The organism is Brevibacillus soli, from assembly GCF_044759095.2.
Classification (GTDB): Bacteria; Bacillota; Bacilli; order Brevibacillales; family Brevibacillaceae; genus JBIYSM02.
Map to the genome: position 1 here is coordinate 24,304 of NZ_JBIYSM020000037.1, position 22,732 is coordinate 47,035.

The 22,732-nt window shown below is 48.0% G+C and carries 41 protein-coding genes; 7 read left to right on the forward strand and 34 right to left on the reverse strand.

Annotated features, from left to right (window positions below; translation table 11 throughout):
- Window positions 1–15 precede the first annotated feature (15 nt).
- From ACE99V_RS15155 to ACE99V_RS15240, 18 genes are all read right to left on the reverse strand, one after another.
- The gene (locus ACE99V_RS15155; protein WP_400489353.1) at window positions 16–252 is read right to left on the reverse strand and encodes a DUF6148 family protein; all 237 of its coding nucleotides are present in this window, start codon (window positions 250–252) and stop codon (window positions 16–18) included.
- Between the two features lie 17 nt (window positions 253–269).
- Window positions 270–2,111 carry a phage terminase large subunit family protein gene (locus ACE99V_RS15160; RefSeq protein WP_400489354.1) on the reverse strand — a complete coding sequence of 614 codons (1,842 nt, stop codon included), beginning with the start codon at window positions 2,109–2,111 and terminating at the stop codon, window positions 270–272.
- Window positions 2,092–2,628, reverse strand: coding sequence for a hypothetical protein (locus tag ACE99V_RS15165; RefSeq protein WP_400489355.1), 537 nt, complete (start codon window positions 2,626–2,628; stop codon window positions 2,092–2,094). The genes ACE99V_RS15160 and ACE99V_RS15165 overlap by 20 nt, the downstream gene beginning before the upstream one ends.
- Window positions 2,629–3,092: 464 nt before the next feature.
- Window positions 3,093–3,659 carry a tyrosine-type recombinase/integrase gene (locus tag ACE99V_RS15170; RefSeq protein WP_400489356.1) on the reverse strand — a complete coding sequence of 189 codons (567 nt, stop codon included), beginning with the start codon at window positions 3,657–3,659 and terminating at the stop codon, window positions 3,093–3,095.
- A 115-nt stretch (window positions 3,660–3,774) separates the two neighbouring features.
- Entirely contained in the window at window positions 3,775–4,032 is a 258-nt protein-coding gene (locus ACE99V_RS15175) for a hypothetical protein (RefSeq protein ID WP_400489357.1), read from the reverse strand.
- Window positions 4,033–4,276: 244 nt separating this feature from the next.
- Window positions 4,277–4,408, reverse strand: a complete 132-nt coding sequence (locus ACE99V_RS15180; protein WP_400489358.1) for a hypothetical protein — start codon at window positions 4,406–4,408, stop codon at window positions 4,277–4,279.
- 136 nt (window positions 4,409–4,544) lie between these two features.
- Complete coding sequence (locus tag ACE99V_RS15185; RefSeq protein WP_400489359.1) at window positions 4,545–5,000, reverse strand: ArpU family phage packaging/lysis transcriptional regulator; 456 nt, start codon at window positions 4,998–5,000, stop codon at window positions 4,545–4,547.
- 233 nt (window positions 5,001–5,233) lie between these two features.
- Entirely contained in the window at window positions 5,234–5,692 is a 459-nt protein-coding gene (locus tag ACE99V_RS15190) for an ASCH domain-containing protein (protein WP_400489360.1), read from the reverse strand.
- A gap of 40 nt (window positions 5,693–5,732) precedes the next feature.
- Window positions 5,733–5,882 (reverse strand): hypothetical protein, encoded by a 150-nt coding sequence (locus ACE99V_RS15195; RefSeq protein WP_400489361.1) that lies wholly within the window; start codon window positions 5,880–5,882, stop codon window positions 5,733–5,735.
- Window positions 5,883–5,919: 37 nt separating this feature from the next.
- Window positions 5,920–7,602 carry an SNF2-related protein gene (locus ACE99V_RS15200; RefSeq protein WP_400489362.1) on the reverse strand — a complete coding sequence of 561 codons (1,683 nt, stop codon included), beginning with the start codon at window positions 7,600–7,602 and terminating at the stop codon, window positions 5,920–5,922.
- Window positions 7,599–7,970, reverse strand: a complete 372-nt coding sequence (locus ACE99V_RS15205; protein ID WP_400489363.1) for a hypothetical protein — start codon at window positions 7,968–7,970, stop codon at window positions 7,599–7,601. Before ACE99V_RS15205 ends, ACE99V_RS15200 begins: the two co-directional genes overlap by 4 nt.
- Window positions 7,971–7,983: 13 nt before the next feature.
- Complete coding sequence (locus tag ACE99V_RS15210) at window positions 7,984–8,193, reverse strand: hypothetical protein (protein ID WP_400489364.1); 210 nt, start codon at window positions 8,191–8,193, stop codon at window positions 7,984–7,986.
- A gap of 17 nt (window positions 8,194–8,210) precedes the next feature.
- A complete protein-coding gene (locus tag ACE99V_RS15215; RefSeq protein ID WP_400489365.1) occupies window positions 8,211–8,726 on the reverse strand; it encodes a J domain-containing protein in 516 nt (171 codons plus the stop codon).
- Window positions 8,727–8,785: 59 nt separating this feature from the next.
- Window positions 8,786–9,169 carry a hypothetical protein gene (locus ACE99V_RS15220; RefSeq protein WP_400489366.1) on the reverse strand — a complete coding sequence of 128 codons (384 nt, stop codon included), beginning with the start codon at window positions 9,167–9,169 and terminating at the stop codon, window positions 8,786–8,788.
- A gap of 12 nt (window positions 9,170–9,181) precedes the next feature.
- Entirely contained in the window at window positions 9,182–9,448 is a 267-nt protein-coding gene (locus ACE99V_RS15225) for a hypothetical protein (RefSeq protein ID WP_400489367.1), read from the reverse strand.
- 396 nt (window positions 9,449–9,844) lie between these two features.
- Entirely contained in the window at window positions 9,845–10,024 is a 180-nt protein-coding gene (locus ACE99V_RS15230) for a hypothetical protein (RefSeq protein ID WP_400489368.1), read from the reverse strand.
- Window positions 10,025–10,404: 380 nt separating this feature from the next.
- On the reverse strand, window positions 10,405–10,878 hold the full coding sequence (locus ACE99V_RS15235) for a hypothetical protein (RefSeq protein WP_400489369.1): 474 nt from the start codon (window positions 10,876–10,878) through the stop codon (window positions 10,405–10,407).
- A gap of 192 nt (window positions 10,879–11,070) precedes the next feature.
- Window positions 11,071–11,613 (reverse strand): site-specific integrase, encoded by a 543-nt coding sequence (locus ACE99V_RS15240; RefSeq protein ID WP_400489370.1) that lies wholly within the window; start codon window positions 11,611–11,613, stop codon window positions 11,071–11,073.
- Window positions 11,614–11,675: 62 nt separating this feature from the next.
- Here ACE99V_RS15240 and ACE99V_RS15245 point away from each other — a divergent pair, with 62 nt between their 5' ends.
- Window positions 11,676–11,894 (forward strand): hypothetical protein, encoded by a 219-nt coding sequence (locus ACE99V_RS15245; RefSeq protein ID WP_400489371.1) that lies wholly within the window; start codon window positions 11,676–11,678, stop codon window positions 11,892–11,894.
- Window positions 11,895–11,906: 12 nt separating this feature from the next.
- Here ACE99V_RS15245 and ACE99V_RS15250 read toward each other — a convergent pair whose 3' ends face one another.
- The 14 genes from ACE99V_RS15250 to ACE99V_RS15315 form a co-directional block, all read right to left on the reverse strand.
- Window positions 11,907–12,272 carry a hypothetical protein gene (locus ACE99V_RS15250; RefSeq protein ID WP_400489372.1) on the reverse strand — a complete coding sequence of 122 codons (366 nt, stop codon included), beginning with the start codon at window positions 12,270–12,272 and terminating at the stop codon, window positions 11,907–11,909.
- Window positions 12,273–12,275: 3 nt separating this feature from the next.
- Window positions 12,276–12,437, reverse strand: coding sequence for a hypothetical protein (locus ACE99V_RS15255; RefSeq protein ID WP_400489373.1), 162 nt, complete (start codon window positions 12,435–12,437; stop codon window positions 12,276–12,278).
- 37 nt (window positions 12,438–12,474) lie between these two features.
- Window positions 12,475–12,774 (reverse strand): hypothetical protein, encoded by a 300-nt coding sequence (locus ACE99V_RS15260; protein ID WP_400489374.1) that lies wholly within the window; start codon window positions 12,772–12,774, stop codon window positions 12,475–12,477.
- A complete protein-coding gene (locus ACE99V_RS15265) occupies window positions 12,759–12,971 on the reverse strand; it encodes a DUF8096 family protein (protein WP_400489375.1) in 213 nt (70 codons plus the stop codon). Before ACE99V_RS15265 ends, ACE99V_RS15260 begins: the two co-directional genes overlap by 16 nt.
- Entirely contained in the window at window positions 12,971–13,762 is a 792-nt protein-coding gene (locus ACE99V_RS15270; RefSeq protein WP_400489376.1) for an ATP-binding protein, read from the reverse strand. Before ACE99V_RS15270 ends, ACE99V_RS15265 begins: the two co-directional genes overlap by 1 nt.
- The gene (locus tag ACE99V_RS15275; protein WP_400489377.1) at window positions 13,662–14,531 is read right to left on the reverse strand and encodes a DnaD domain-containing protein; all 870 of its coding nucleotides are present in this window, start codon (window positions 14,529–14,531) and stop codon (window positions 13,662–13,664) included. Before ACE99V_RS15275 ends, ACE99V_RS15270 begins: the two co-directional genes overlap by 101 nt.
- Window positions 14,532–14,615: 84 nt before the next feature.
- A complete protein-coding gene (locus tag ACE99V_RS15280) occupies window positions 14,616–14,828 on the reverse strand; it encodes a hypothetical protein (protein WP_400489378.1) in 213 nt (70 codons plus the stop codon).
- A gap of 271 nt (window positions 14,829–15,099) precedes the next feature.
- Window positions 15,100–15,255, reverse strand: coding sequence for a hypothetical protein (locus ACE99V_RS15285; RefSeq protein ID WP_400489379.1), 156 nt, complete (start codon window positions 15,253–15,255; stop codon window positions 15,100–15,102).
- Window positions 15,256–15,345: 90 nt separating this feature from the next.
- Window positions 15,346–15,603, reverse strand: coding sequence for a hypothetical protein (locus ACE99V_RS15290; protein ID WP_400489380.1), 258 nt, complete (start codon window positions 15,601–15,603; stop codon window positions 15,346–15,348).
- A 17-nt stretch (window positions 15,604–15,620) separates the two neighbouring features.
- On the reverse strand, window positions 15,621–16,133 hold the full coding sequence (locus tag ACE99V_RS15295) for a helix-turn-helix transcriptional regulator (RefSeq protein ID WP_400489381.1): 513 nt from the start codon (window positions 16,131–16,133) through the stop codon (window positions 15,621–15,623).
- A gap of 41 nt (window positions 16,134–16,174) precedes the next feature.
- Window positions 16,175–16,729, reverse strand: coding sequence for a hypothetical protein (locus ACE99V_RS15300; RefSeq protein ID WP_400489382.1), 555 nt, complete (start codon window positions 16,727–16,729; stop codon window positions 16,175–16,177).
- 17 nt (window positions 16,730–16,746) lie between these two features.
- Window positions 16,747–17,436, reverse strand: a complete 690-nt coding sequence (locus ACE99V_RS15305) for a Rha family transcriptional regulator (RefSeq protein WP_400489383.1) — start codon at window positions 17,434–17,436, stop codon at window positions 16,747–16,749.
- Window positions 17,437–17,440: 4 nt separating this feature from the next.
- Window positions 17,441–17,623, reverse strand: coding sequence for a hypothetical protein (locus tag ACE99V_RS15310; protein ID WP_400489384.1), 183 nt, complete (start codon window positions 17,621–17,623; stop codon window positions 17,441–17,443).
- Between the two features lie 44 nt (window positions 17,624–17,667).
- Window positions 17,668–17,895: a hypothetical protein gene (locus ACE99V_RS15315; protein WP_400489385.1), complete on the reverse strand. Its 228-nt coding sequence runs from the start codon at window positions 17,893–17,895 to the stop codon at window positions 17,668–17,670.
- 172 nt (window positions 17,896–18,067) lie between these two features.
- Between ACE99V_RS15315 and ACE99V_RS15320 the strand changes: the two genes are divergently transcribed.
- Window positions 18,068–18,430, forward strand: a complete 363-nt coding sequence (locus ACE99V_RS15320) for a hypothetical protein (protein ID WP_400489386.1) — start codon at window positions 18,068–18,070, stop codon at window positions 18,428–18,430.
- Window positions 18,431–18,433: 3 nt separating this feature from the next.
- Here ACE99V_RS15320 and ACE99V_RS15325 read toward each other — a convergent pair whose 3' ends face one another.
- Together ACE99V_RS15325 and ACE99V_RS15330 are read right to left on the reverse strand one after the other, a co-directional pair.
- Window positions 18,434–18,643: a hypothetical protein gene (locus ACE99V_RS15325; RefSeq protein WP_400489387.1), complete on the reverse strand. Its 210-nt coding sequence runs from the start codon at window positions 18,641–18,643 to the stop codon at window positions 18,434–18,436.
- A gap of 29 nt (window positions 18,644–18,672) precedes the next feature.
- Window positions 18,673–18,888, reverse strand: coding sequence for a helix-turn-helix transcriptional regulator (locus tag ACE99V_RS15330; RefSeq protein WP_400489388.1), 216 nt, complete (start codon window positions 18,886–18,888; stop codon window positions 18,673–18,675).
- Between the two features lie 127 nt (window positions 18,889–19,015).
- Here ACE99V_RS15330 and ACE99V_RS15335 point away from each other — a divergent pair, with 127 nt between their 5' ends.
- The 5 genes from ACE99V_RS15335 to ACE99V_RS15355 all read left to right on the forward strand — a co-directional run bounded on the left by ACE99V_RS15335 (window position 19,016) and on the right by ACE99V_RS15355 (window position 22,693).
- Window positions 19,016–19,417 carry a helix-turn-helix domain-containing protein gene (locus ACE99V_RS15335; RefSeq protein ID WP_400489389.1) on the forward strand — a complete coding sequence of 134 codons (402 nt, stop codon included), beginning with the start codon at window positions 19,016–19,018 and terminating at the stop codon, window positions 19,415–19,417.
- Window positions 19,418–19,483: 66 nt separating this feature from the next.
- Window positions 19,484–20,002 carry a hypothetical protein gene (locus ACE99V_RS15340; protein ID WP_400489390.1) on the forward strand — a complete coding sequence of 173 codons (519 nt, stop codon included), beginning with the start codon at window positions 19,484–19,486 and terminating at the stop codon, window positions 20,000–20,002.
- 66 nt (window positions 20,003–20,068) lie between these two features.
- The gene (locus ACE99V_RS15345) at window positions 20,069–20,701 is read left to right on the forward strand and encodes an ImmA/IrrE family metallo-endopeptidase (protein WP_400489391.1); all 633 of its coding nucleotides are present in this window, start codon (window positions 20,069–20,071) and stop codon (window positions 20,699–20,701) included.
- The gene (locus ACE99V_RS15350; protein ID WP_400489392.1) at window positions 20,698–21,054 is read left to right on the forward strand and encodes a hypothetical protein; all 357 of its coding nucleotides are present in this window, start codon (window positions 20,698–20,700) and stop codon (window positions 21,052–21,054) included. Before ACE99V_RS15345 ends, ACE99V_RS15350 begins: the two co-directional genes overlap by 4 nt.
- A 76-nt stretch (window positions 21,055–21,130) precedes the next feature.
- A complete protein-coding gene (locus ACE99V_RS15355; protein ID WP_420998574.1) occupies window positions 21,131–22,693 on the forward strand; it encodes a recombinase family protein in 1,563 nt (520 codons plus the stop codon).
- Window positions 22,694–22,732 lie beyond the last annotated feature (39 nt).

The following is a 22,732-nucleotide window of genomic DNA, read 5'->3' on the forward strand; positions in this document are numbered from 1 at the left end:
TTATTCATCACCCCCTTACAGGTCACGCGGAATTACGCCGATCACCCGGTTACGTGCCCAACCATTTGCTTTTGCCTCCTCGTTGTTGACTTCTTTCTCCAAGTAACGGATCATGTCAGTTATTTCTTTGAGGTTGGCGCGAGTCAAACGTCGGGAACCGATCGTATACTCCTGAGCGCCCGATAAAATTGCCGCTTCACAGTCGATATATTGCTGGAGGCGGGTACGAAGTGTATCAAGACGAGCAGACATTTAGTTCCCGTCCTTTCTCAAATTTGTATGCCTTTGTGCGCAACTCCGGTGCGCTTTTTCGATAGACTCGTTTCGATTGGTTTCGTAGATTCAGGTCGTCCGTTTTCAAGTTGCTTCTTAAGAGCGTCAATTGGTGGATTAAGAATTTCATAAGCAGCTGTTGCATAGTTCCGCAGGTCAAAGGGTTCGTTTCTGGCCCCAGAATACCGTTTTTCCCAATGAATCGTCGCTCTTCCCTTGGTATACCGTATCTTTCGTTGCTCGGAAGTGAGCCCTTCAAAATAAGCAGCATCATATCCCTTGTCTGGATCGGTAGGAAAATGACAGTACCCTGGTCCTTCAAAGGCTACTTGCAACCTTGAAGCCAGGGTATCTTTCCCGACGTCAACAGCGATATGAAATAACCAAACACCGGCATCGTTTCGCCGTTTAGGGCGTTGGATATAAGAAACACCACTTCCGCCCTGGCCTTTTATCGCCCAAACCCTTTTAAATTCACGCTGCTTGCAAAATTTATAGACTTCTTTGGTGAAGTGACCGCCAGAGTCAATGCAAGTAGTCATAATTTGAAGCATCTGACCATCTTTCCGCTCGTACCTTTTCTCCAGGACGGCATCAAGCATCTGCCAAACATGGTTTTGCCCGGGATCACCCATGATTACACCGTATTGAATACCCCACGACTCCTGTTCGACTCCCCATCCGACGATTTCATATTCCAAACGGTTATCCTGAACGTCAACACCGCAGGTTAAAACCAGGACACCATCCGGAACTTCGCAGCCGTAATGTTCCCTTCGTTTCAGCAGCGTGTCGCTTTCGACTCCCTCACCTTTTTCTTCCCATGTTTCGCCGAGAGTCGTATTGACCCATGCTTTAAGTAGTTCCGTGTTTCCAGCTTTAGCTTGTTTGTTGGCCTCCTGGAACTCCTCGATGATAGTCGTCCAACGCTTCCACGGTGAAGCCAACTCATTCAGATGAAAACCGCGCACCTTTGGATGCTCTGCCCGTGCAATCCACTTCCCTTCCAGCTGTCTAGCTTTCCAGGTAAATTCATCGAACCGTAATCCACAGTATTTACATTCCATGGTGGCATCCTCAAAGTGAATCCTCCCCCACTCCAAAGGCTGGTACTCGTCGCAATTCGGGCAAGGTAAACACCACTGCTCCTGGGTGGAATTCTCGTAGGCCATCTCGATACGACTTACACCTTTTACAGTCGGAGTTGAAACATAGATTTTTTTTCGATTCCAGAAAGTCGTTGTCCGCTTTTCTGCTAGTGTCAAAGGGTCACCCTCGGTACCGGCTGTTGCGGGATAACGGTCAACCTCATCAGCCAAAAGTATACGGATCGGCCTACTTGCCAAGCCGGATGGTGAGTTTGCCCCTACCATTGTGATATGCCCGCCAGGAAAAGTTTTGTGAAGCATGGTGTTACCGCTATCCTTGCTTTTGACATCACTTACTTTCCCTCTTAGTGCTGGCGTATCGCGGAGCATGGGAGCCAAACGGTCTTTCGAAAACGCCTGTGCCATCTCCAATGTGGGCTGTACCAACATAATCGGGGCCGGATCGTAGTCCATGTAATAGCCGATGGTATTGAGCAAAAGCTCTGTTTTTCCCACTTGGGCGGAAGATTTGACGACGACTACCTCCACGTTTGACTCATTTACGGCATTTAGTATTTCTCGCTGATAAGGAGCTCGATCTGTTCTCCATTGTCCTGGCTCTGCGGATGATTCGGATGATAGTCGGCGGTAAAGGTCTGCCCATTCAGATACTTTCAGTTGTGGAGGCGGAGCAGCCAGTTTGGCGATCCCGCGAAAGAGTTTTAAGGTTTTAGTCTCGATCTTCATCATCGTTCAACTCCACATAGTCCTCACTCTTTGCATAGAAGACCTGCGGGTCGTACTCTGATAACTCAGTTAGCGCCTCGATCATTTCACGAGTCAATAGATCGCGGATCGCCGCCAGCTCTTTCAACCCCTGCATTTGAGGTGCCAATTTGGTCGGTATAGCCAGGATTCGCGCACGAAAGGCAGCAATCATATCGTTCATGACCATCTCTACGTCTTTTGACCGGTGGAGATCGCCTTTCATGACGGCAAGTGCCAATTCAGCCTTTTCCCTTTTTGCTTTTTCGTGCAGCGCTCGTTCAGTGAAATAGTCGACCTCGTCTGAATCCCCCTTTTTCTCCTGAAGCAACTGGATATATCGTTGGATACTATCAATTGCTTTGTATTTGCCCCGAGATGCCTTAACCATAATGCCTTCTTCTGCCAGTTGCTGAATTCTTCTAGGGGTGAGATTTAGAATTTCAGACAGCTGTTTCGCTGAAAAAACGATTTCGCTTTCGTGTCCGTTTCCGCTTTGCATAAGCTGAAATTCACCCCCATTTTTTGCATTTTGAAAACACGAAAAACCCCAATAATATCAAGGCCTTAAGCTCGTTTTGGCCCTTTTGAATTTTTATACAAAGCAATGAATTTTGAAACGAAGTTACGAAAAAAAAATTGTGCCTAGCGAAATTTCGGGGCTCGCCAGACCCGCATGAAAAATAGCCGCCAGAAGGACCCGTGATTGTCAGAATTGTGTCTTATTCAAACACAATTCACCTTACTTACTCACGTTTGGCTATACGCGTCGTCATGCCCTTTAACCCCTACAGCCACAAGGGTTTGCGCTGCTTTTCTGTTCGTTTCACTGTACTGAGTTTAATTTCCCAAACATGAGTTCTCCATATCTTATATTTTGTTGCACTCAGGCAAATTGAAATTTTCCAGTAGTGTCATGGGTTCTCTCTGTTTTCTGAAAACGAGTTCCACACCGTCTATTTATGGTTAACTGGTGTACCTGAGTTTGAGCACAGCTTTGTTGATGGTGTCTTGCGTGATACCGATGTATCGTAAGGTGATCGATGGATCGCTGTGGCCAAATATCTCCATGAGAAGCCCGATGTTCTTTTCGCTGGCCATGTATAAGTGATAGCCGAACGTTTTCCTGGTAGTATGGCAGCCGACTGATGTGAGTCCATATTTGCGACAGACTTTGTTCAGCATCTTGTAAACGGTGCTACGATCCAGCTCTCTTTTCACTTTCAACTTCAGCTTTCTTTGGCGGCTTCCGAATAGCCAATCGTTGTCGTCTTTGTCGGAAATGTATTCGGCTATCCCTCTTCGCAGGTCGGGTAGAACCGGCAACGTAACCCACTTCTTATTTTTCTGTTGTCTGATTCTGATTTCACCGGCACGTATATCCTTTACTCGTAGCCGGAGTATATCCGATATCCTTAGGCCGGTATGGATGCCAACAAGAAACAAAGCATGGTACTTCGGGTTGGTTTCCTTGAGGTCTTTCAGGATTGACTCGATGACCAGAACATCACGAATCGGCTCGACTGCATTCAATCATAATCACCGTCCTCCCTCCTATTCCGACTTATCGGCGACTCTTCACTGCCCATGCTGGTGACGCAACATGGGGATCACCTCCTTGAAATAGAAAAAGCACCACGTGGGTGCTTTATCGAAGATTTCCACCAGTTTCAATTAGGTCAATTCCATAGGCTGTAATTCGAGCTTGATAAGCCCCTCGATGCAATATCTTGGAATCTAATAATCGTTTGTCATCAAGGTACTGCAAGGCTGTAACAAGTTCTTGGTCAATTTTTCCATCTTTTTCGACTTTGACAGTTATAGCGCTCCCTCCATGCTTAAAATGTTCGTCATATAGGTCTTTAAGCAAACTAAGCCTATACTCATTCCTTTGATCCGATGTCATGGTCTCACCTCCCTTATACCTACACAATTCGGTAAAATGGAGGGAATCCCTGTTAAATTTTGACTAATCTCCCCACTTCCTTCGGCAGGGGCCTCCGCCGCGATCCAACCCTTTCGCCGCTGCGGTCGCGGTTGCCCGAGGAGGTGACGGGTATTAGCTGCTGCATGCGGTAGTAATCATGCATCAACCAGGATTGGCGTATCGAATATGAGATGCACGGAACGGGGAGCGAGTGGCCGGAGCCTTAACCTCGCATGGTATTCCCCGTTCGCTGCGCCTCCAGTTTGCGTTGATACTGACGCTTCTGCTTCTCGCGGAATGCGAGCACGCAGTCTTCCCATTCCTTTGTTGGAAATGTGATTTTTACCAGTTTCATGCATGCCTCCATAAAAAAGAGCCGCCCGGTTCAATTCCCGAGTGGCTAACTCCATTGCACGTTACTATCATCTTAAACTATACAAATGCAAATGGCGCGCCAACATTCCGCCAATAATCCGCCATTCTCCCGCCACTTATGAAGCGGATGTTTTATCCTCAACAACCGATTCTAACCTCAACATAAATGCCAGCTTGTAAAAGGCTCGTCCCTTCACACGTTCATACGTCCGTTTGCTCATTCCAATCTCTCCACATACGATGTAATCAAGGGCGTCCGCTTCAGTGAGATACCTCTTCTGAATAAGTTCGCGCTCTTTCTTGTCCAGGCGGCCGACAGCCCGCTCCACCCGCTCGGTAAGATTCCGCAGATGTTCTTCTTTACCCGCGTTCCAAGTTGCGCAGCTCTCTGTTGGTGCGCTGGTCTTATTGGTTGCTCCATGGAACCGCGGCTCATAGGAAGGTGTGTTACTGTTCTCCCGGCGAACGAAGCCGATCTGTTTGTAAATTCTTGCTGTCTCCAGGGCTTCCTCAACCCTTCTCTGTGTCTCTTTTCGGTCGATCTTCGGCAGAAACGATAATTGTGTGCTCATCTTCGCTCCCCCTTCAGGCAAGCCCGTGGTATAATTTTCTTGGCGAAGTATTACCATTGGCTCCCTTTTGGGGGCTTTCTTTTTAACGTTTTTTTATTCGCAGATATAGCCGTTCCAATAACACATCCTAGTGCTGCCGTTGCCAGTCCGAGAAGATAGAAAACGCAGTACATGGACCATTCGTAACCGATATATTGTTCAAGCACGCCGCCCCATCCCTCCAATTTGTCATGTTAAACAACGCTGAGAAATTCGTCTCCCCTCCAATTCCATAATCCTTGTTGCCCTTTTGCTGGAAATGGTTCGATCTGCTTAACGTCCGTTAATTCCCAGGCATAGCGCCCCACACCATACCATCCGAAGTGATATTCATTGCTTTTTACTGGTATCCAGTGAATGCCTGTATCTCCCGCCATAGATCTATGCTCGCCATCACTCATTCCGACTCCAAGGCAATCAGCCAGCTTGCCTATTCCTATGACCGCTCCTGTCGGTAGATTGTCGGCAGTGTATCCGTGTTTTTCTAACACTGATCGAAAAGGCTCCGATTCACAGGCTTCCCGGTCAATTTTCTTGGCAGCATGAATTGCCAACTGTCCTCTGTACTTCGTTGCCCAGCTGCGCGTTTCAAATTGCTTTTCACCGAGGGCGATTAGAGTCGCCCACGGCTGGTGTATTGTGATGGCTTTCAACCTGTTTCCCCTCCTTATCATAAGTAATGTTGTGTTAATTTCAAAACGGTATGGCATCGTCAGCATATACGTGAATTGTGATCGGACCGACGTAAACATGGAACCATCCGCATCTGCGGTTGAAATAACCGCCGATCATCCATCGCCGCAAATCAACATCGGACCAAATTGTCCATGTCCCTACCTTCACCGCTACCGCCCTCCCGCTTAACATAATTACCGTTTTGTCAAATTGCCGCTGCTTCCACGGCTATTCGCGATTGCTCCACCTTTGTCAAGTAGCGCGCGGCCAGTGCTTGAATGCGACTCTTATCCGAATGCTTGGCTTCAAGCTGTTGCCCCGGATCAATAATTCCCTTGGACTGTGACGCTTTGATTCCGAGTATCTCGACCATCGGAGGATCGCTACCCTCGTCAGTGTTCAAATAGATAGCTGTGATCTGTTCCTGCTGTCCTTCCCGATTAAGACGGCCAATGATTTGCTCGTGGACCTTCGGAGACCAATCCAGCTCACCAAAGACGACAGTTGAGCAACGATATTGCAGTCCGTCAAGCCCTGCACCACTCCGAAGTGACATAATGAACAGATTGGTTTCTCCTTCCACGAACCTCCGGACTGATTCAGCTTTTTGCCGCTCGCTTTCGCTTCCCGTATACATGGCAGGCTGATACTCCGCTAGTTCCTCAAGCCATATCTCGTAGACATCCCGGTGCCAGCCCATCAGTATTACCGGTATCTCTGCCTCCAAAAGCAACTTGGCGTACCTGGAAACTCCTCTCGCTTTGCTGACGCCTGTTGCATGCCTCATGAGTAGATCCAGTTCCCTACCAGCCTGGCCGCGTTCTGTAAATGAGCCGAATGTGGCCTTGACGGCGAGTTGCCGTGCCAAGTCTTCTACGGATTTGAGCGTCTGGTTGTCTGGTTCTACATGTTCAACAATCACGTTGAGAGGTGGCATTTGCTGCCCTACTTCTCGTTTTGTCCGGCGAAGCATGACGTTTTGCTCCCGAAGGAAAGTCCCCAGGGCATCAGGATCCCGAACAGTTCGACCTCCAACGCACCATTCCCGTAGAAACTCTTCGAATGTTCCGAGGACGTCGGGCTCGATGAATTGCATGATATTCCATATCTCGACCCCATAGTTATAGATGGGGGTCGCTGACAGCCCGAGGCGATATGTTGCCGCTTCAGATAATCGACGTGCCGCCTGGCCTTTTCCGCTATCTGTTCCGGTTCTCAGTTCCTGTATCTCGTCAAAAACAACGGTTTTAAAAAACCCATCCCCAAACGTGTCGATCCAACCTAGAAGCTGACTGTACTTGAACAGGTAGATGTCTGCTGCAGGCAAGTCATACGGCCTGGTTCCCTTGATTTTGTGGACCTTCAAAGTAGTAAATCCCTCGATTTTTTCTTGCCATTGACCCTGCAGGTGAGTTTGCATAACCACGGCCGCTGGGAGGGCCGTGCCTTCCAGCAGCATGCCCGCTGCTGTGTAGGTTTTGCCAAGCCCAACATCATCCCCAAGTAGTAGAGAGTGTCGAGTGAGGCATAGTTCAATGGCCTGTGCTTGATACTGTCTGATCTGCTGGCCCGGTCGCAATCCTGCCCGGGACGGAGGAACAAAATTCGGCCGCATGATGGCTTCCATTTGCTCCTGGTCACGCTCAAACTGGATTCGACCGCCCTCCATTACCTTTCGATCTTCATCAGACATTTGCATCGGATATCGGATGGTGAACCACGACAGATCAGCGCAATGACTCTTATCATTTGGGAAGGTGTACGTACCCGTTTGCCATTTCGGTATACGCGGGAATAACTGTTTGAGCCTTATGGCAATGTGCGGCGGAATGTCGCGCATTTCCCACTTGTTATTTACCAATGCTAGTTTTCCGTATGTTTTGGTCATAGCCACCCCGCTCCTAGCGAAGCCACGATGGATGGCTTTCCGTTGATCTCAGGCGGCAATCCCATGCTTGTTCCTGTCAGGAGAATCAAACCGTTGACCACTTGATGCCCAGCGTACCTTTCAAGTTGGCGGTATATCGCCTTGCGAGCGCATCGCGTCTTAACTTCCAGAACAACGTTACCAAATTGAGTTTGAATCAGAAAATCCGGGATGTCTCGATCGGAGAGGTGCTTTTCTCGTTCGAAGCGAATCCCTTCGGATGTTAGGAAACGCTCGACCTCCATTTGTGTGAGTTTTTCTTGCGCGGTGCTGAATCTTTGCAGTTGAAGCATGGTCGCAAGGTTGTACATCGACTTCATGACTTCCATGCGGTTTTCCTCCCTATTCGATCTTCTCCACTGCGTCGCAGTTGTACGGTACCCAGTGAGATGACTTTCCGTTATCATCAAACCACTTCACATAAACGGATTTCCCGCTCAAAAATACGTCCGTGACGAGACCGTTGTTCAAATGCTTCCAAGCACTACGATTGCGTTTGACGTGTGCAACCCGGTCACCCTTTTTCAAGCCGTTCAGTGCTTCAGTTCTCACGGTTATTCCCTCCCTAACTATTTTGTAAAATTCCGATCCGCCAAGTACTTCTTCGCCTGTTCGACCGCTTTTTGCAACTGGATGAAATCCTCCTGGCTCCCACCTGTGTCTGGGTGCAGCTGTTTCGCAAGCGTTCGATAACGGTCCATCACTTCAGCCAGATCGCTTGGTATTCGTTCAAACCCTAAGAACTTGAAGAATGACGGCACTTCTACTACCGGTGGTAAAAACTTCATTCCCTCAACCCAAGTTCCGAGGTCGTAAATACCGCGTTCAACCATCCGAGCCAGATCCTCCAGAGCTAAAACGAGCTGCGCGAAAGCGTCTGAGCCGTAACGTAGTTCAATCCCTTTTGACTTGGCCTTCTCAACGCTGTGCTCAAAACGATACAGTTGCCCTTTATATCGAAACTCGATCCAGCAGCCGAATCGGTCCCAGTTGAAGTTGTAATCTTTTACACCAAACCGTTCCATGACACGGGCGAGTTTACCCTCGTATGTTTCCGCGGATCCGTACTGCTTTTTCCCCGCCACTGCTCCCCCTCCTCATCTGAATAACTAAATCGGCATGTCTTTCCTTCCTAATTACAGTGTTAAATCACGCGCTCTACATCCGGCCGGAACATCGTTGCGGCTCCATTGTCAAAAGTAACCGTACCTGAGGAAGAAATGTGTGAGATCACATGCGGCACCTTGGTGCTGAATCCTGCTACTGAGCTGCCAGATCCGGTCCGCAAAATCATGACTGTATCTCCCACGTTTGCGCCCAGCCGTTCAATTTCTTCTGCAAGCTCCTGGGCTTCGTAATGCTTCTCGTCAATTTGGGTAGACAGCAATTGCTTTTTCCCTTCTGGGGTTTTCACGATGTACAAATCGGGACTATCTCCTGTGTGCAAATAGTCGTAATACCAGCAGTACCCTTCAAGTTCTTGCCCAAAGTATGGGCTTCTCGGATCGGTTACCTTTACTTTTTTCATCCCCTTACCTCCCTACACAGTTTGTTGAAGTTCGATTTCCATCTGCCCGAGCACCGGCTTTACATGATCTTCCCAAGCAATTCCGTCTCTCCCTGGTTGATCAGTTGACTCAAAATAAGCTTGTCGCACCCCGCAGCCGTTACCTGAAAGCCAAATGGAGATTCGTTTCAGTCTGTCTCCTTCCTTCCAGCCGTAGTAGCTCTTGTAAGGCTCAGTCTTGAGCAAGATATATTCTTCCTGCTGTTCGGACGGTAAACCGATTTTATGGCGATCTCGCATATTAACCCAACCTCCGTTTATTGCCACCGGAATGAAAGAGATAAAATAGCCGCTCAAATCTCCCGATGTTCTTTACCGCCGACTCCATGACCCCGTTTATGTGTTCGGCAGAGCCCCAAATCCATTCCCGACCTCTTCGGGGATCGAACCAGGACGGCTCGAAATCATCACGCTCGACGTAACTTATATAGTCCTTACCGTCGTTACAGAGCTTTACGGTTACAAGGTGATACCGTTCGCCGTTCCATATCATCACCGAATAATCCTCTTTGTCTCCCCAGCTATAGGTTTGAACGTATCCGACTACTTCCCATCCGCTAAAGAGAGCGTTCATTCGGTTAACCACTTTTTGATCTGGGAATGAGTTGGATAAAAAATCATCAATGGACATCTGCCTCATGATTGCATCAACTCCACAAGCTGCTCCGGCGTTATGCTTGTGTACTGGATAATGTCCTTCTCGGATAGCTGTCCGTTCTTCAAACCCTCAAGCAGGGCTTCTACATGCTTTTGCCGGATGACTTCCCGATTCATCGCAAGAAACCGATCAATTTTTCGTTGGTGCTCCTGCAGCATGCCGTCATCCCCTTCCATCCGTTGAACTTAATCGATATAACCTTGCTTTGCTTCTCATTTGTGCCTTTCGTAGGTGTTCGGGTAATTCCGCTTGTTGTTGCAATTTGAAATGATAGGGGCAAAGATCGGCACCGTTAATTTCGTGCCGACACTCCACGCACAAAGGCAAATCACAGGTCTGGTCATTGCCGCGATGCTGACTTTCGGTGAACATCTGATAGTCTCGAAAGAATACAGGACTGCGATGATATTCCGTAATGTAGTCACATAGTCGAGTCGCTTTCTTTGTCCGGCATATCGCACATGGTTCTGCAAAAACTTCTGGATCGTTCATGCGATTATCCCCCTCTTACCACATTGCACATTATGTTATAAGCCCCTTACACCTCGATCAGAGAAACCCAATACTTCCCGGCCTTCCCGCCGATCTGCCATCCGAACTCCATCGCTTCAAGGACATTAACCAGCCGAAACGCTTCTTCCTTCGCTTCCACTACCGTTTTTCCGGCCTGCAGCAGCTCAATTATTGATTTTCGTAATGGCGACAGATGAGTTTCCGCTGGTTGCTCCTCGGGGGCAGGATGCTCCTGCAGAGATTCCTGCTGCTGATCGTTTTTTTGGACATTTGTATGCTGCGGTTCATGAATGTGGATTCGTTGCTCTGGGAGAACATTAACACGATAGCCTTCCAACCCGTTTTTCTTCTTCCAGTTCGTCAGATCATTTGGAAACTTGAATCCGTATTTCTTGCGAATTTCCGAATCCGCCATGCCGGCTTGTTTGTGTTCCAGGTACCGTTCTCTGGTCAACTCCAACGTAACGTTTTTCTCTCGCAATACTTCTGCTGGCTCCATGTATTTATTCTCCTCTCTCGGTTTCAGGTTGTATTTTCGAATCAGTTCTTCCCGTGTCTGAGGATCCAGCCTATCGAGAGTAGTAACGTGAAGTGGGCCAGATCCCATTGAAGCCATTTCTGTACTTCTCTTCGGTACCGGAATCCCCATTGATCAGTTCCCCCATTGAGTGATTGTGTAGTCCCGCTCCCGCTACAAGCTAAAGTTGTCCACCGCTTCGTCCATCAAATCTTGGTTGATCCCGATGTACCGTAGCGTAATACTTGGATGGGAGTGGTTAAAGATCATCTGCAGCGTGGCAACGTCCTTTGTCCGCTGGTAAAAGTGATATCCGAACGTCTTCCTAAGCGTGTGCGTACCTATCTCACTCAGTCCTACCTTCCGCGCCGCTCCATTGATAATTTGGTAAGCTCGGACCCGGGTGATTGGCTGCGGCCGCTTCTTTGAGGCAAATAGGTAATCATCTTCCCTCATGCCTGCGGTATATTTGTCGATCTGCTTCCTAAGCTTGTCGTTGATCTTGAACCTTTTACGCTTACCCGTCTTCTTCTCTGTGATCATGATGTGACTTTTCCCCCGTACGTCTCCGACTCTCAAGCGTAATAGGTCTGAAATACGTAGACCGGTGTTGATGCCAAGCACAAGGAGGAAGTGGTCACTGTGCGACTGTTTCATCAGCAACGCTTTCATCTGATTAAGCTTTCGCTCGTAACGTATGGGCTCAACATAGTTCATCCTGATCACCTTTTTTTGTCCTAACACCATGTGGGATACTGGTCACAAAGGAGCGTGATCGTATGGAAAAGTCATTTTATTACGCAGTTCCATGGTCGGAGGCCGGGTACCTGAAAGATGCCCTTGCCTCTATGGAGATACCGTTCGTCATTGAGCAGTCTTCCGATCGGTTGCAGTTGACCCCCGGCGAAGTTGCTTTCGTATTCCCTGACATGCATGTTCGGGTATACAATCATGTCCGTGAGCTGTTCGGCGGGCATGGTCTCAAGTACCCTGATTGATTTCAGACCACGTTACTTACCAGCTAATTCTTTACGAACAGCATTCTTCTCGTGCAACCCCCAGCGCGTTTTCAACCTTACAAGCTTTTGACATGTCAAGCCGGGGATTCGTAGCTTGAGTAGCTCGTCGTCGCGTATTCCCTGGCGCTTATACGCAAGATATTGCTCTCTCGTGATCTGTGGCTCGACCGTTTTCTTCAGCATTGTGCGCTGCGCTTTTTTCCGCAAGATCGGGCCGTACTTTTCTATTAACTGCAGCCTCTCTTCTTCGCTGAGATAGTAGGTGATGACCTCACCGGGAGGGCTACTTTTCAAGTTGTGCCGATTTGTAATACCTGTTACTCCGATGGTGTACTCATTTGCCGTCATCTTACTCATGCTTTACCCTCCCCGATCAACGCGTTCATCCTGTTTCATCAGTTCAAATCGGTGCCATCCGTCCTGCAGCTCCATTACGGATACATCTTCCACCGGCTTCCCGCCGACTTCCAGAATCCCTTGAGAAATAAGTTTTTGCATCAGCACTTGTCTGATCAATTCCATAGCTTGATGCCCTCCTCGCATGAGTTGATCCTGTCATTCATACCGCATCACTGATTCGGTGTTGGTTGTATACTGCCAGCTGCTCACGTAGTTGCCGGTTATCTTCCCGAAGCGACTCGTTAACTTCCATGTGCAAGAGAAACTCACTCATCGCCCTTTGGCCGCATTGCGTGCTTAGCAGTGCCTGGATCAGATATTCCCTCTCCATGAGCATGCGCGGAACATAATTGTTTGCCAGGAAAAACGCTTTTTTAAGAGGATGTACGTCCGGTGCCAACAATGCTTGTATCGCCTCGACTTCTTCCTGAGACAGAGGCTTTATTAGGCTGGCTTCCATGCTAATTGCTCATCTCCTTTGCGCTTCAAAATCATATGATCGACGTCAAAGACTTCACCGCAGCAGATGCATTCCCGATACAAAATCTTTTCGTGCAGATGCAGAGTGAACGTCCCATTTGCGCAGTTTTTACAGCGACCAGGCAGCTCATTTAACGGGGTTTCCCGCTTTTCTTCCGGATGCTTTTTTCTTGCCATCAGGAGGCCGCTCCCCCGCTGATGCGGTAGTTTAAACCGTCCCCGCGTAGAATCACGGTATAGTCTCGAGCCATCTCAAAGATCCGGGAACCAATTGCTTTGTCAAACCCACACAGCTGATCGATGTCGTATTCGGAGGAGATCATCAGCGGAAGGTTGTGAAGGTAACGGTAATTGACGATTGCGAATAGTTGCTCAATCTGGAAGTCGGTCGGCTCTTTTCGCCCCTTGTATAAGTCGTCGATGAACAGGACCGGTACTCGCTGCAGCCGATTAATACGTGTCTCCAGGTGGTCGAGGTTGTCTTTCATCTCGTTGAAACCTTCGACCCATGGGAAGTAGCTTACCCCCACACCCCGCTTCAGCAAGTTATTGGCGATCGCCATAAGCAAATGGGTTTTGCCCGCTCCCGGCTCTCCCAACAAAGCAATACTGTTCTGCCGCTTTTCCTTGATGATGTCGAAATCTTTGTAGTATGTATAAGCGCAGTTGTACGCTGACTGGATGATGGCCGGTCGCTCTTCGCGTTTGAAGGTTCGGAAGCCGAGCTTCTGGAAGTTACCCGTGATCTGACTCGACTTGAATAACCGATCCACACGCTTTTGCTGGTGACACTCGCAGAAAGTCCATCGTTCGTACCCGTTATCATCGTGGGTGATGTACCCTTCCTTGTCCTGGCACTTCAAGCAGCTATACGTCTTCTTTTCCGATCCACCCGACTTTACCGCCCGTGATTGAAGGTCTTGAAACATCTGGATCAGTTCGTCCGCCGAGTTTACGGCTTTTCGCATTCCGGCCTTCTCCTTTCTGTTGCTCGTACTCCAGGGTATACGCTTGGACTTGCCGCAATGTCCGAAGTTTGCGGTCTGCCCAATCGATCAGGGTCTTGTTCGCATAGTTCCACTTTCGGGCGCCATTGCGAACTGCGATCTTAATGGCTTCGATAACGATTAGTTCCGGCTCGTCGAAAAAGTTGCCGTCCAGCCAGTGGGTAATGTCTTGAGCGATCACCGGTGAAATCACACCGATGTTCTCCTCGTAGCTAACAAATGGGTTGGGCTTGTCCACGCGCGCTTCTTCCTCCTCCTCTTTTATCTCTGTAGTAGTCTCTGTAGTAATCTCTGGTATTGGTCTGCCCATTCTGGGCTGTCCATCTGCCCATTCTGGGCTGTCCATCTGCCCATTTTGAGCAGTCGACTGTGATTTTTTACAGTCTATTTGCCCAGATTGGACAGTCGTCAGTTCCTCCAATTTGGCATAGTCGATAGAGTACCATTTAGTTTTGTCGATCTTGCTCTGGTTGTAGTTACCGCAGAGCAGCACCCCTGCCTGTTCCAGTTTTTCGATGATTCGACGAATTGTGTTAGCCGACCAGAAGGGAAACTGCTCCTGCCAGCCCTGATATGTGTTGTAGACCCATCTGCGCCCGTCATGATTGTGCGTGCTTTTCTGGAGCCAGTAATGAACCTGCTGCAGGAATATGGCTTCGTTCAGTCCGATCAGCTTCGCCAATGACGGCTGGATCACAAGCGGCTGCTCATCGAAAAGTAATGTGCCCATGCGGCTCCCCCTCCCCCTCTTGATTCCTACTTCTCAATGCGTTACCCTTAACATAAGAATTGTTTTTTTCATATCTCCACGCCCCTACGCGGGGTTTTTTATTTTTAAAGTAACGATGTCCAAGGGTACAGGCTTGCAGAAAAGATCATCCTCACTCAAATCAGAAAGCCTTTCCTTGAATATGTTCTTTGCCTCGTAGATCGCTGTTTCCGCATTTTTGGAAAGAATGCGGGCAAGTTTGTTAAACGAGCTCTCCTTTCTGTAATAGATTTCAAAAAGTCCAAATGTTGATTTCATACGCTTACCTCCTTTCTCGATGATCACGAGGCCGCCGCCGTCCCACACTCTACGGCCGCCGTTGCACCTCCTCGGGCGCACCACGCTTTGACCTCGCATTTTGTATAGGGTGGAATGGCGCAGCAGTGCAGACACTGCGCTCTTGGGCGCCCGGATCGAACGAGCAGCTCCCCCTGTCCCTCACCACCCTGGGAGGTTCGACCCTCCGTGAGAGCACCAACCAGCCGGGGTGGTGGCCAGTCAATGCCCTCACGCAGGGCCGAAGCCCGCTTTATACGATTACATCGCCGCGCACTCGTTGCCCCGGAGTCAAAAGCCGGTTCCTCCGACTGTTCAGCTGAGAGTACTGACTCGGCTTTTCCGTTGACAGTGGGAGCAGGAACGTTTCTTCCCATCCCCATCCAACTGTGATCGAAACTTCTATCATTGCCCATCCTCCCCACGTAGGTGCGAATACCGAGCGATTACTGCTTGTCCCAACCAAAAGGTCTGTGATATGCTTTATTTAACTGATCAATTATGCCGTCCGTTCGCCGCGGGCGGTTTTCTCATTTCCCAGGTTGTTGAACCTTCCCAATATTCTCGTCGCCTGTTCCATTTCTCGAGCTCTCTTAATGTTCAGAACCTTGTCTGCAGTTAAGCGCATTTTTTGTGCAACTATGATCATGCCTTGTTGGTTGTAACGTCTGGCCGTTTCCTCCAGAGCTGAGACGATCATTGAGAGTTGCTCCTCATCTACGCCATCCAGCATTTCCTTCACGTTGTCTTGCGTCATTGACCACTCCTCCTTCCCTACTTCAGGTATCCATTGGCTTTCAGCTTCTTCCGATGTTGCCGCCATAATGTTGTCCAACTGAACCGGTATTCCCGGCAGATCACTGCAACGTAATGAGCAAGTGCCACAATCGCATCAATGACCTGCAGCAGCGAATGCTCTAATTGTTCACGATCATGGCTGCTAATTTTTTCAGGTCGGTTGGCCACGCAAACTCCCTGGATGGCACTTAACGCTTCGGTCAGTTCTTCTGCTGTCTTTGCCTTCACGCTGCTCCTGTGTAAGTCCACCCCGTCGCCGTCAAGTTTGGATACGAATGCTCCGCCGGTGTATTCTGCCGCTACCTCCATCGCGAGAAAACCACAATCGAGTTTCCCGACGGCTACGGGCACCGCTTCGTCCGGAAGCTCTCGCTCGCCAGTTTCGACCATTGCGACCGTCGAGCGTGACACATACAGTTCGGATGCAAAATCTTTTTGTGTCACGCCGTACAGCGCACGCGCTTCCTTCAATGCTTGTCCGATACTCAACCCCTTCACCCCCTTTTTTGTGACCTTCCCCGCCTATGCTGTCACTCTGGGATGTCGTAGGATAAAGGTGTGCTCATCATTCCTCCCTCGGCTTGCTGAGGGAATCTCTTTTTATCCAGGTACCCAGCGAAGGCTAACGCATCATCTGCGTGGATCTCGGTTACTGATACGTCTTTTAATGGGCCACGAGTATCCGTCCAGAGTTGCACGAAGACCTTCATGTACCTGCAATCCGCGATCAACACTTTTCGGACGCAAATTCCGCAAGTAGGTGGTAAAACCTCGTCCTTCAGGATTTCGTAGCTGATTCCCCTGGCTTGCAGTTCGGCGACATAATCGGATACCTTTTTCTCAAGTTGAGGGAATGCTGGTTGGGACACGGTTTTTTCCTCCTTACGAAGCTGGGCGACGAACTCTTTCCAGGCAGCCAGCAGTGCATGCCGCCGCTCGCGGTAGCTTTCCCTACGCTCTGGCTCCCAGTTCATCGACAAGCGCAAGTTACGATACGTCAGGCCAAAAATACGCCCGGCGTTACGGAATCCACTCTTACGGGAGATTCTTCCAAAAGTGTGGAAGTACTCGTCTTTTGTGAACATCCGGGTTCACCGCCTTCCTACGACACACGCCGCGGCATCCAAGCATCTATGTAGCGCAGCACCTGTTGAAGTTCCTGCCGGCGGACGTCTCGGTAACTTGCAACGGCCCAGCGGTCTTTTATTTCTCGATGCAGCTGCTGGAACAACTCCCGGCGCCGTTGTGAGTCAGCTTCAATTTCGTATACTCGGCGGGATACTGCTTTTTGAAGAGCGCGTTGCTCGCCGTGGTCGAGGGTAATCTGCTCGTCGACCTTTTGCTCTAGTTCGATTAGCTTCTGGCTGTGGGATTGGGCGATCGACTTTACCTCCTCCATCTCCTCTGCCAGTTCTACTGTCAACTGAAGGGATTTGATCAACGCTTGGCGTTCGCTTAACGGAACAACTTTGTTTTGTTCAAACTGTTTTAGATGTTGTTCCATTTGATTAAAAGCTTTGATGTAATCTTCTTTGAATTGTGCGGCTTCTTTACCGGTGTATCCCATGACAAGGAAGGTAAATCCGTCGCGCGTGATGTCCATTTTCGGCATTTGTCTACCTTGCAAATTGATATAAGAGGACTCTGCAAAATTGCTGAGTCGAAACTCATCGCTGCATCCGAGATTGCGAATGTCACGTAACACATCTGCATGATTTTTCCCAAACACTTCGGCCACGATCAGACTATCTGTTAATGGACGGCCGTTTTCAATGAAGACCAATTGATTCACACTTTCATCTCCTTTCATTGTGTTCATCTAGGTCGGATTCCGCGGAAACGTTACACGGTTTAAGCGGCTGTGCAAGTGATTCGAGATCTTTAACACTGGTTAAATCGATTACCTCAGAGGATCCCAAAATGTCCTGTAACTCTTTCGGGGTAATCGGTTGGCCGGTGGCGAATGTCACCTGTTCCATGCTTGTCATCTCCTTTGGCTTGTCCATCTGCCCAATAAGGGCAGCTATGCACTGTCATGCTCCTTTGCCGCCTCGGCCTTAGCGACGTGAACCAGCGACTCGATCCAAGCACGTTTGAACATCCTGACCTCTGGAAGAGAGTCGTTTTCTTTCCACCAACGCTCTTGTTCTTCAGGCGTCATAAACGGGAGAGCTGAACGAATTTTGATGGTGGTGTTACCGACCTGCATGACGTATGTTGGGCGTTTCAACGGATCTCGGTCTTGTTCCATCCCCACATCACCCCTTCTTCTATGGGTATGCGGGTGATGAAGGGGGACAACCTTAGGCATTTTCAACACCTACTTTCTTGTAGGATTTTCCATTGCCTCCACCGAATTTGTTTGTCAGAAGAACGTGAACTTTGGCGAGTGGCGTTCTTCCGCATGTCGGAGACGGATGGTGGTGAAAAAAATGGACATTTCGGCAATAGTAAGACAAAAAGAATTTTTTCTTCAGTTTGCGCATGAATGCTTACTAAATTCTCGGAAAGCTATAAACTGTTATTCTGAAACAAAGAACATTCACGTTGCTTTGCAATTCATGAATCAGGCTTTCCAATGTATTAAAATCGCTCAATCTCTTTATTTGCAAATATGCGACCGTGGCGAAATTCAATACTTTGAAGACTTTTTCCATCAATTTAATAACCTGAACCAAGAATTCTTAGAAGCGTTGAATGAAACGCATAGCTTCCAGCATTCTCTTGATTTACTCGATGGCCTTGAAGAAATATACCAAGAATTAAAAAGTTATTTTCACATGTAACTTTTAGCGAAAGCTAAACCATTTTTTATGTCTCTCAACAGAAGAATCGAATTCTTCTTTAGTTGGATGAAATGTTTTTAGCAAATTTCCAAGTTCTCTATGAAACTGAATTGCTCGATTTTCAGCCGTCGTTGTCGCGGCGGCTCTCTCTTCCAGAGCAGCCCTTACTTCTTCTCGCACAATCTCGCGGATACGTTGATCGGTTAGTTGCATGGTTATCACCTCCTTTGCGGATCACCCTTTTAGGCTGGTTGTTCCTTTGAGGAACATTCATCTTTAAAAAAAATTGTCCAGTTAAAACCCAATGCTTTAGCTATTGTTTTTGCTACCTTAACTGTTGGTGTCTTTGTATTGTTTTCGATATGAGTGTAATAGCTTCTTGAGATACCACATAGGTCTGCGGCTTGTTCTTGGGTTAGCCCCTTATTTTCACGTGTTTCTTTAAGCCAGTTTCGCACTTAATCACCCCCAAAAGTTCCTAAAAGTAACTTGATGACTTTATTATATGTTCCTTAAAGTAACATGTCAACACTAAATTAACACTGTTAGTAACATTTATTCCATGTTTCTCTAGGTAACTTTATAATGGATTCAGAAACAGATGGGCTGGTGAGTATTGTGGTGTTTGCAAAACGGCTAAAAGCCGAGAGGGAAAAAAGAAAAGCCAAAGATCCCAAGTGGACGCAGGGGTATGTAGCTGATCTAATTGGTGTTGCTCGCCCTACTTACACTGCATACGAAGCTGGAACCAAGCAGCCTCCGATGGAAACAGTAAGCAAGCTAGCTGATCTATTTAATGTATCCACTGACTATCTACATGGAAAAACTAACGATCCCTCTCCTATCGGGAAGACAGAAGCGTCTGACAAGCTTGTAAACGTGTTTTTCCGCGAGTGGGATAAGGCTGACGAAGAAAAAAGGAAGAGGACGTTGGAGTTTCTGAAATTCCTGAATCAGATGGCTGATGAGGAGAACAACAAGAATTGACATCATGACGCGCAGTTTAGATTATGAGGCGCGTTTTTTATTTCGCTTAAATGAGAGGTGTGTGTTTTGTCGCAGAAAGAAAAAAAGTTGCAGAACACTTTCGTAAACGGTTTAATAGGTATTGCATTGATATTTGTTGTCGGTTTAGTCGTTAATTCGTTTACAGAGCAAACAGCAGCACCGACAACTGAAGAAACACAACCAATTCAGGAACCGGAAAATAAACCTGCAAAAGAACTGACACAGGAACAGCGAAAACAACTTTATACCAGACTGGCATCTCTTCACGATGAATTATCTAAAAGTTATCAGCTTCACCAGAAGTCTTACAATTCAGACCAATGGGACAAGTTTTCGGACGAGTGGAACAATAGACTCAAAAAACTTCAAACTGAATTTGGTTTGGATTCAAACACTTTCACCGGTACTGATTTTCTCCTGGCCGTAACACCATCAGACTTGTTTCTGTTATGGGCTGAATACGATGCGCTGTTAGCAGGCCGAAAGAAGGACGATAGTGATATGAAGACTTTTAAGAATAGCATTTACCAAAATCTAAACAGAGCAAAAGAACTCATTAACTAGCCCACTTGGGCTTTTCTTTTCAACTCTACATACGAACATACATTCCTATAAAATAGGAGGATTACCATGTTGCAATGGAGCTATTACCAACCGACCCAACTTGAGAAGCAGGTGATGAATCTTTATCAATCCATCGGCATTGAAAAACCAGTCGATATTGATGAGGTGCTGATTGCCTCCTGCCTTGGCATCAAACTAATGTACGAACGCAATATCCTTCCACTCGCATACGAAAATGACCGGGTCCGATTCATCGTGTTGGACAAGTCCCTCACCGCAATGCAACAGCGACTTGACTTCTTCCATGAGCTAGGACACTTGCTGCGGGGCCATGCCGGAGACCAGACCGAGTTGCCGGATTTGTTCAGCGGCCTTCAAGAGGAACAGGCCGATCATTTTGCCAAGTATGCTCTGATGCCTTATCAAATGATTCAAAATCTGGATTTCCCTGAGTACGAGAGAGACGTTCCTTATCTTCTCTCCTCCGAATTTAGAGTCCCTATCGACCTTGCAAAAGAACGATGGGATCAAATCAAGCGACGTATCAGTGCTGGAAGATGGGAACAGGCATGCATCGAGCGCGAACGAAATCGGTACAGAAAGGCTAGCTCAGCAAACTGGTGCGACGAAGCCAAGAAGATGTTTAGGACCGCGATTCAACGCAAAATGGAGAAAGGTCAAGGGGTTGTGTTTCGATGAAGATTCGTGTGTATTACGACTATTTTGAGGACAAGCTTGCTCCCATTTGGTACGTCACCTCCTTCCGCAAAGGAGAACTCCCCTGGGACCGAGAGAAGGTTTACATATCCATCGATGCTCCGTTTGAACGAATAGGGATGGAAGACTTTCTGTCGGATGCACAGGGGTTATCGGTTACGATGGCAGAGCTGACTCAACACGTTGATAATCCCAGAAAGCTTGGCATCTATCTACCACCTCTTCGGCGTTCAGCTGTTGAGGCTGGTTATGATTATTGGGATACAGAACACCTAATCATCCAGGTTGCGGATATTGAAGAAGTATTGCAAATGCAGGATTTTGGGGATGGATGATCTGGGGAATATGAGTAATCCATTTTTCTACACCCTTCGCCTTACCTGGTTGGTATAATCATAAGGAGGTGATTGTATGAGCCGCCCTACTCACTTAGATGTTTTTGTCTACCTACGGAAAAGTAGGAAGGACGTAGAAGAAGAACGCAAAGCCCTGGAGAACAACACTCCATTTGATACTTTGGCCAAACACCGTCGGGAACTGATGGAGCTGATTCGTCGTGAAGGCCATAATGTGATTGGTATCTTTGAGGAAGTAGTATCTGGTGAGTACCTATCTGAACGGCCAGAAGCCCAGGAAATGCTTCGCCAGGTTGAGGAAGGTCTGGTCGAGGGCGTCATTGTTATGGACCTCGATCGCTTTGGTCGTGGAGACATGATCGATGCCGGTACCATTTTTCGAGCATTCAAGTTTTCTGAAACCCTGATCATTACTCCTTCGGAGGTTATCGACTGTAATGCAGAAGGTGCCGAGCTGTTCTTCGGCGTGAAATCGATCATTGCCCGTGAGGAACTAAAGCAGATTAATAAACGCTTGCAGGGTGGCCGGCGGCGATCAGCAAAAGACGGGAAGTCAATTACACGTAAACCTCCGTATGGCTATTCGCGTGACGAGAATCTCAAACTGATTCCTCATCCGGAAGAAGCACCTATCGTCCAGAAAATTTTTGAATTGGTAGCCGGTGGACATGGCCGTCAGGCGGTCGTGAAACATTTGGACTCGCTTGGTGTAAAGCCGCCCGAGGGAGACTTATGGGAGCAGTCAACGGTTTCGCACATCATCAAGAATGAAGTTTACCTGGGCCATATCATCTGGGGAAAAGAGAAACACCTGAAGCGAAACGGAAGAAGGGTGCGAAAGAAAGTTCCTCCCGAATTATGGATCCGTCATGAAAATGCTCATGAGGCAATCGTCAGCCAAGACCTTTTCGACGAAGCGAACACAGCTCTACGTGATCGCTGGAGAGCCCCCACAAGAGAAGGGGTAGGTCTAAGCAATCCCCTGGCAGGAATCATCAAATGTGGCCTATGTGAGAGGGCCTTGTATCTGTCTCGTACAGCCGATAGACCGAATCCTCAGTTGCGTTGTATTAACCCACATTGTCAATCCTTACAGAAGGGCGTACTATTACCTCTCGCTGAACAGCGAATTCTACAATCGCTTGAAATCTTGGCTCAGAAGTCATCTCTCTCTGAGGAGGAATTGGCTGCATCGTTACAAAACGAGAAGGACGATGTAGTGGAAACGAAGCAGAAGCAGGTCAGTCTCCTTAACAAAGATATCGCTGAGCTTAATTCCATGAGGGAGACGGCATTTGAGATGCTTGAGAAGAAAGTTTACAGTGAAGAATTGTTCCTCCAGCGGCACAAAAGCATTTCAGACAGGATTAAAGAGGCAGAATCATCTATCCAACGTCTACAACAAGAACTCGAAGCCGAGCTTCATAGACGTATGCATCAAATAACCATAGTCCCAAAAGTCCGAGCTGTCTTGGAGAATTACTACAGCCTGCAGGATCCAACACAAAAAAATCGCCTTCTCAAGTCGATCATCGAGAAGGCGCTGTTCATCCGAAAAAAAGAGTGGACGAAAAAAGACCAGTTTGAAATTGAGGTCATTCCGAGGTTCCCGATTTAACCCGGGGCCTTTATGTATATATCGTCGCGATGTGTACTG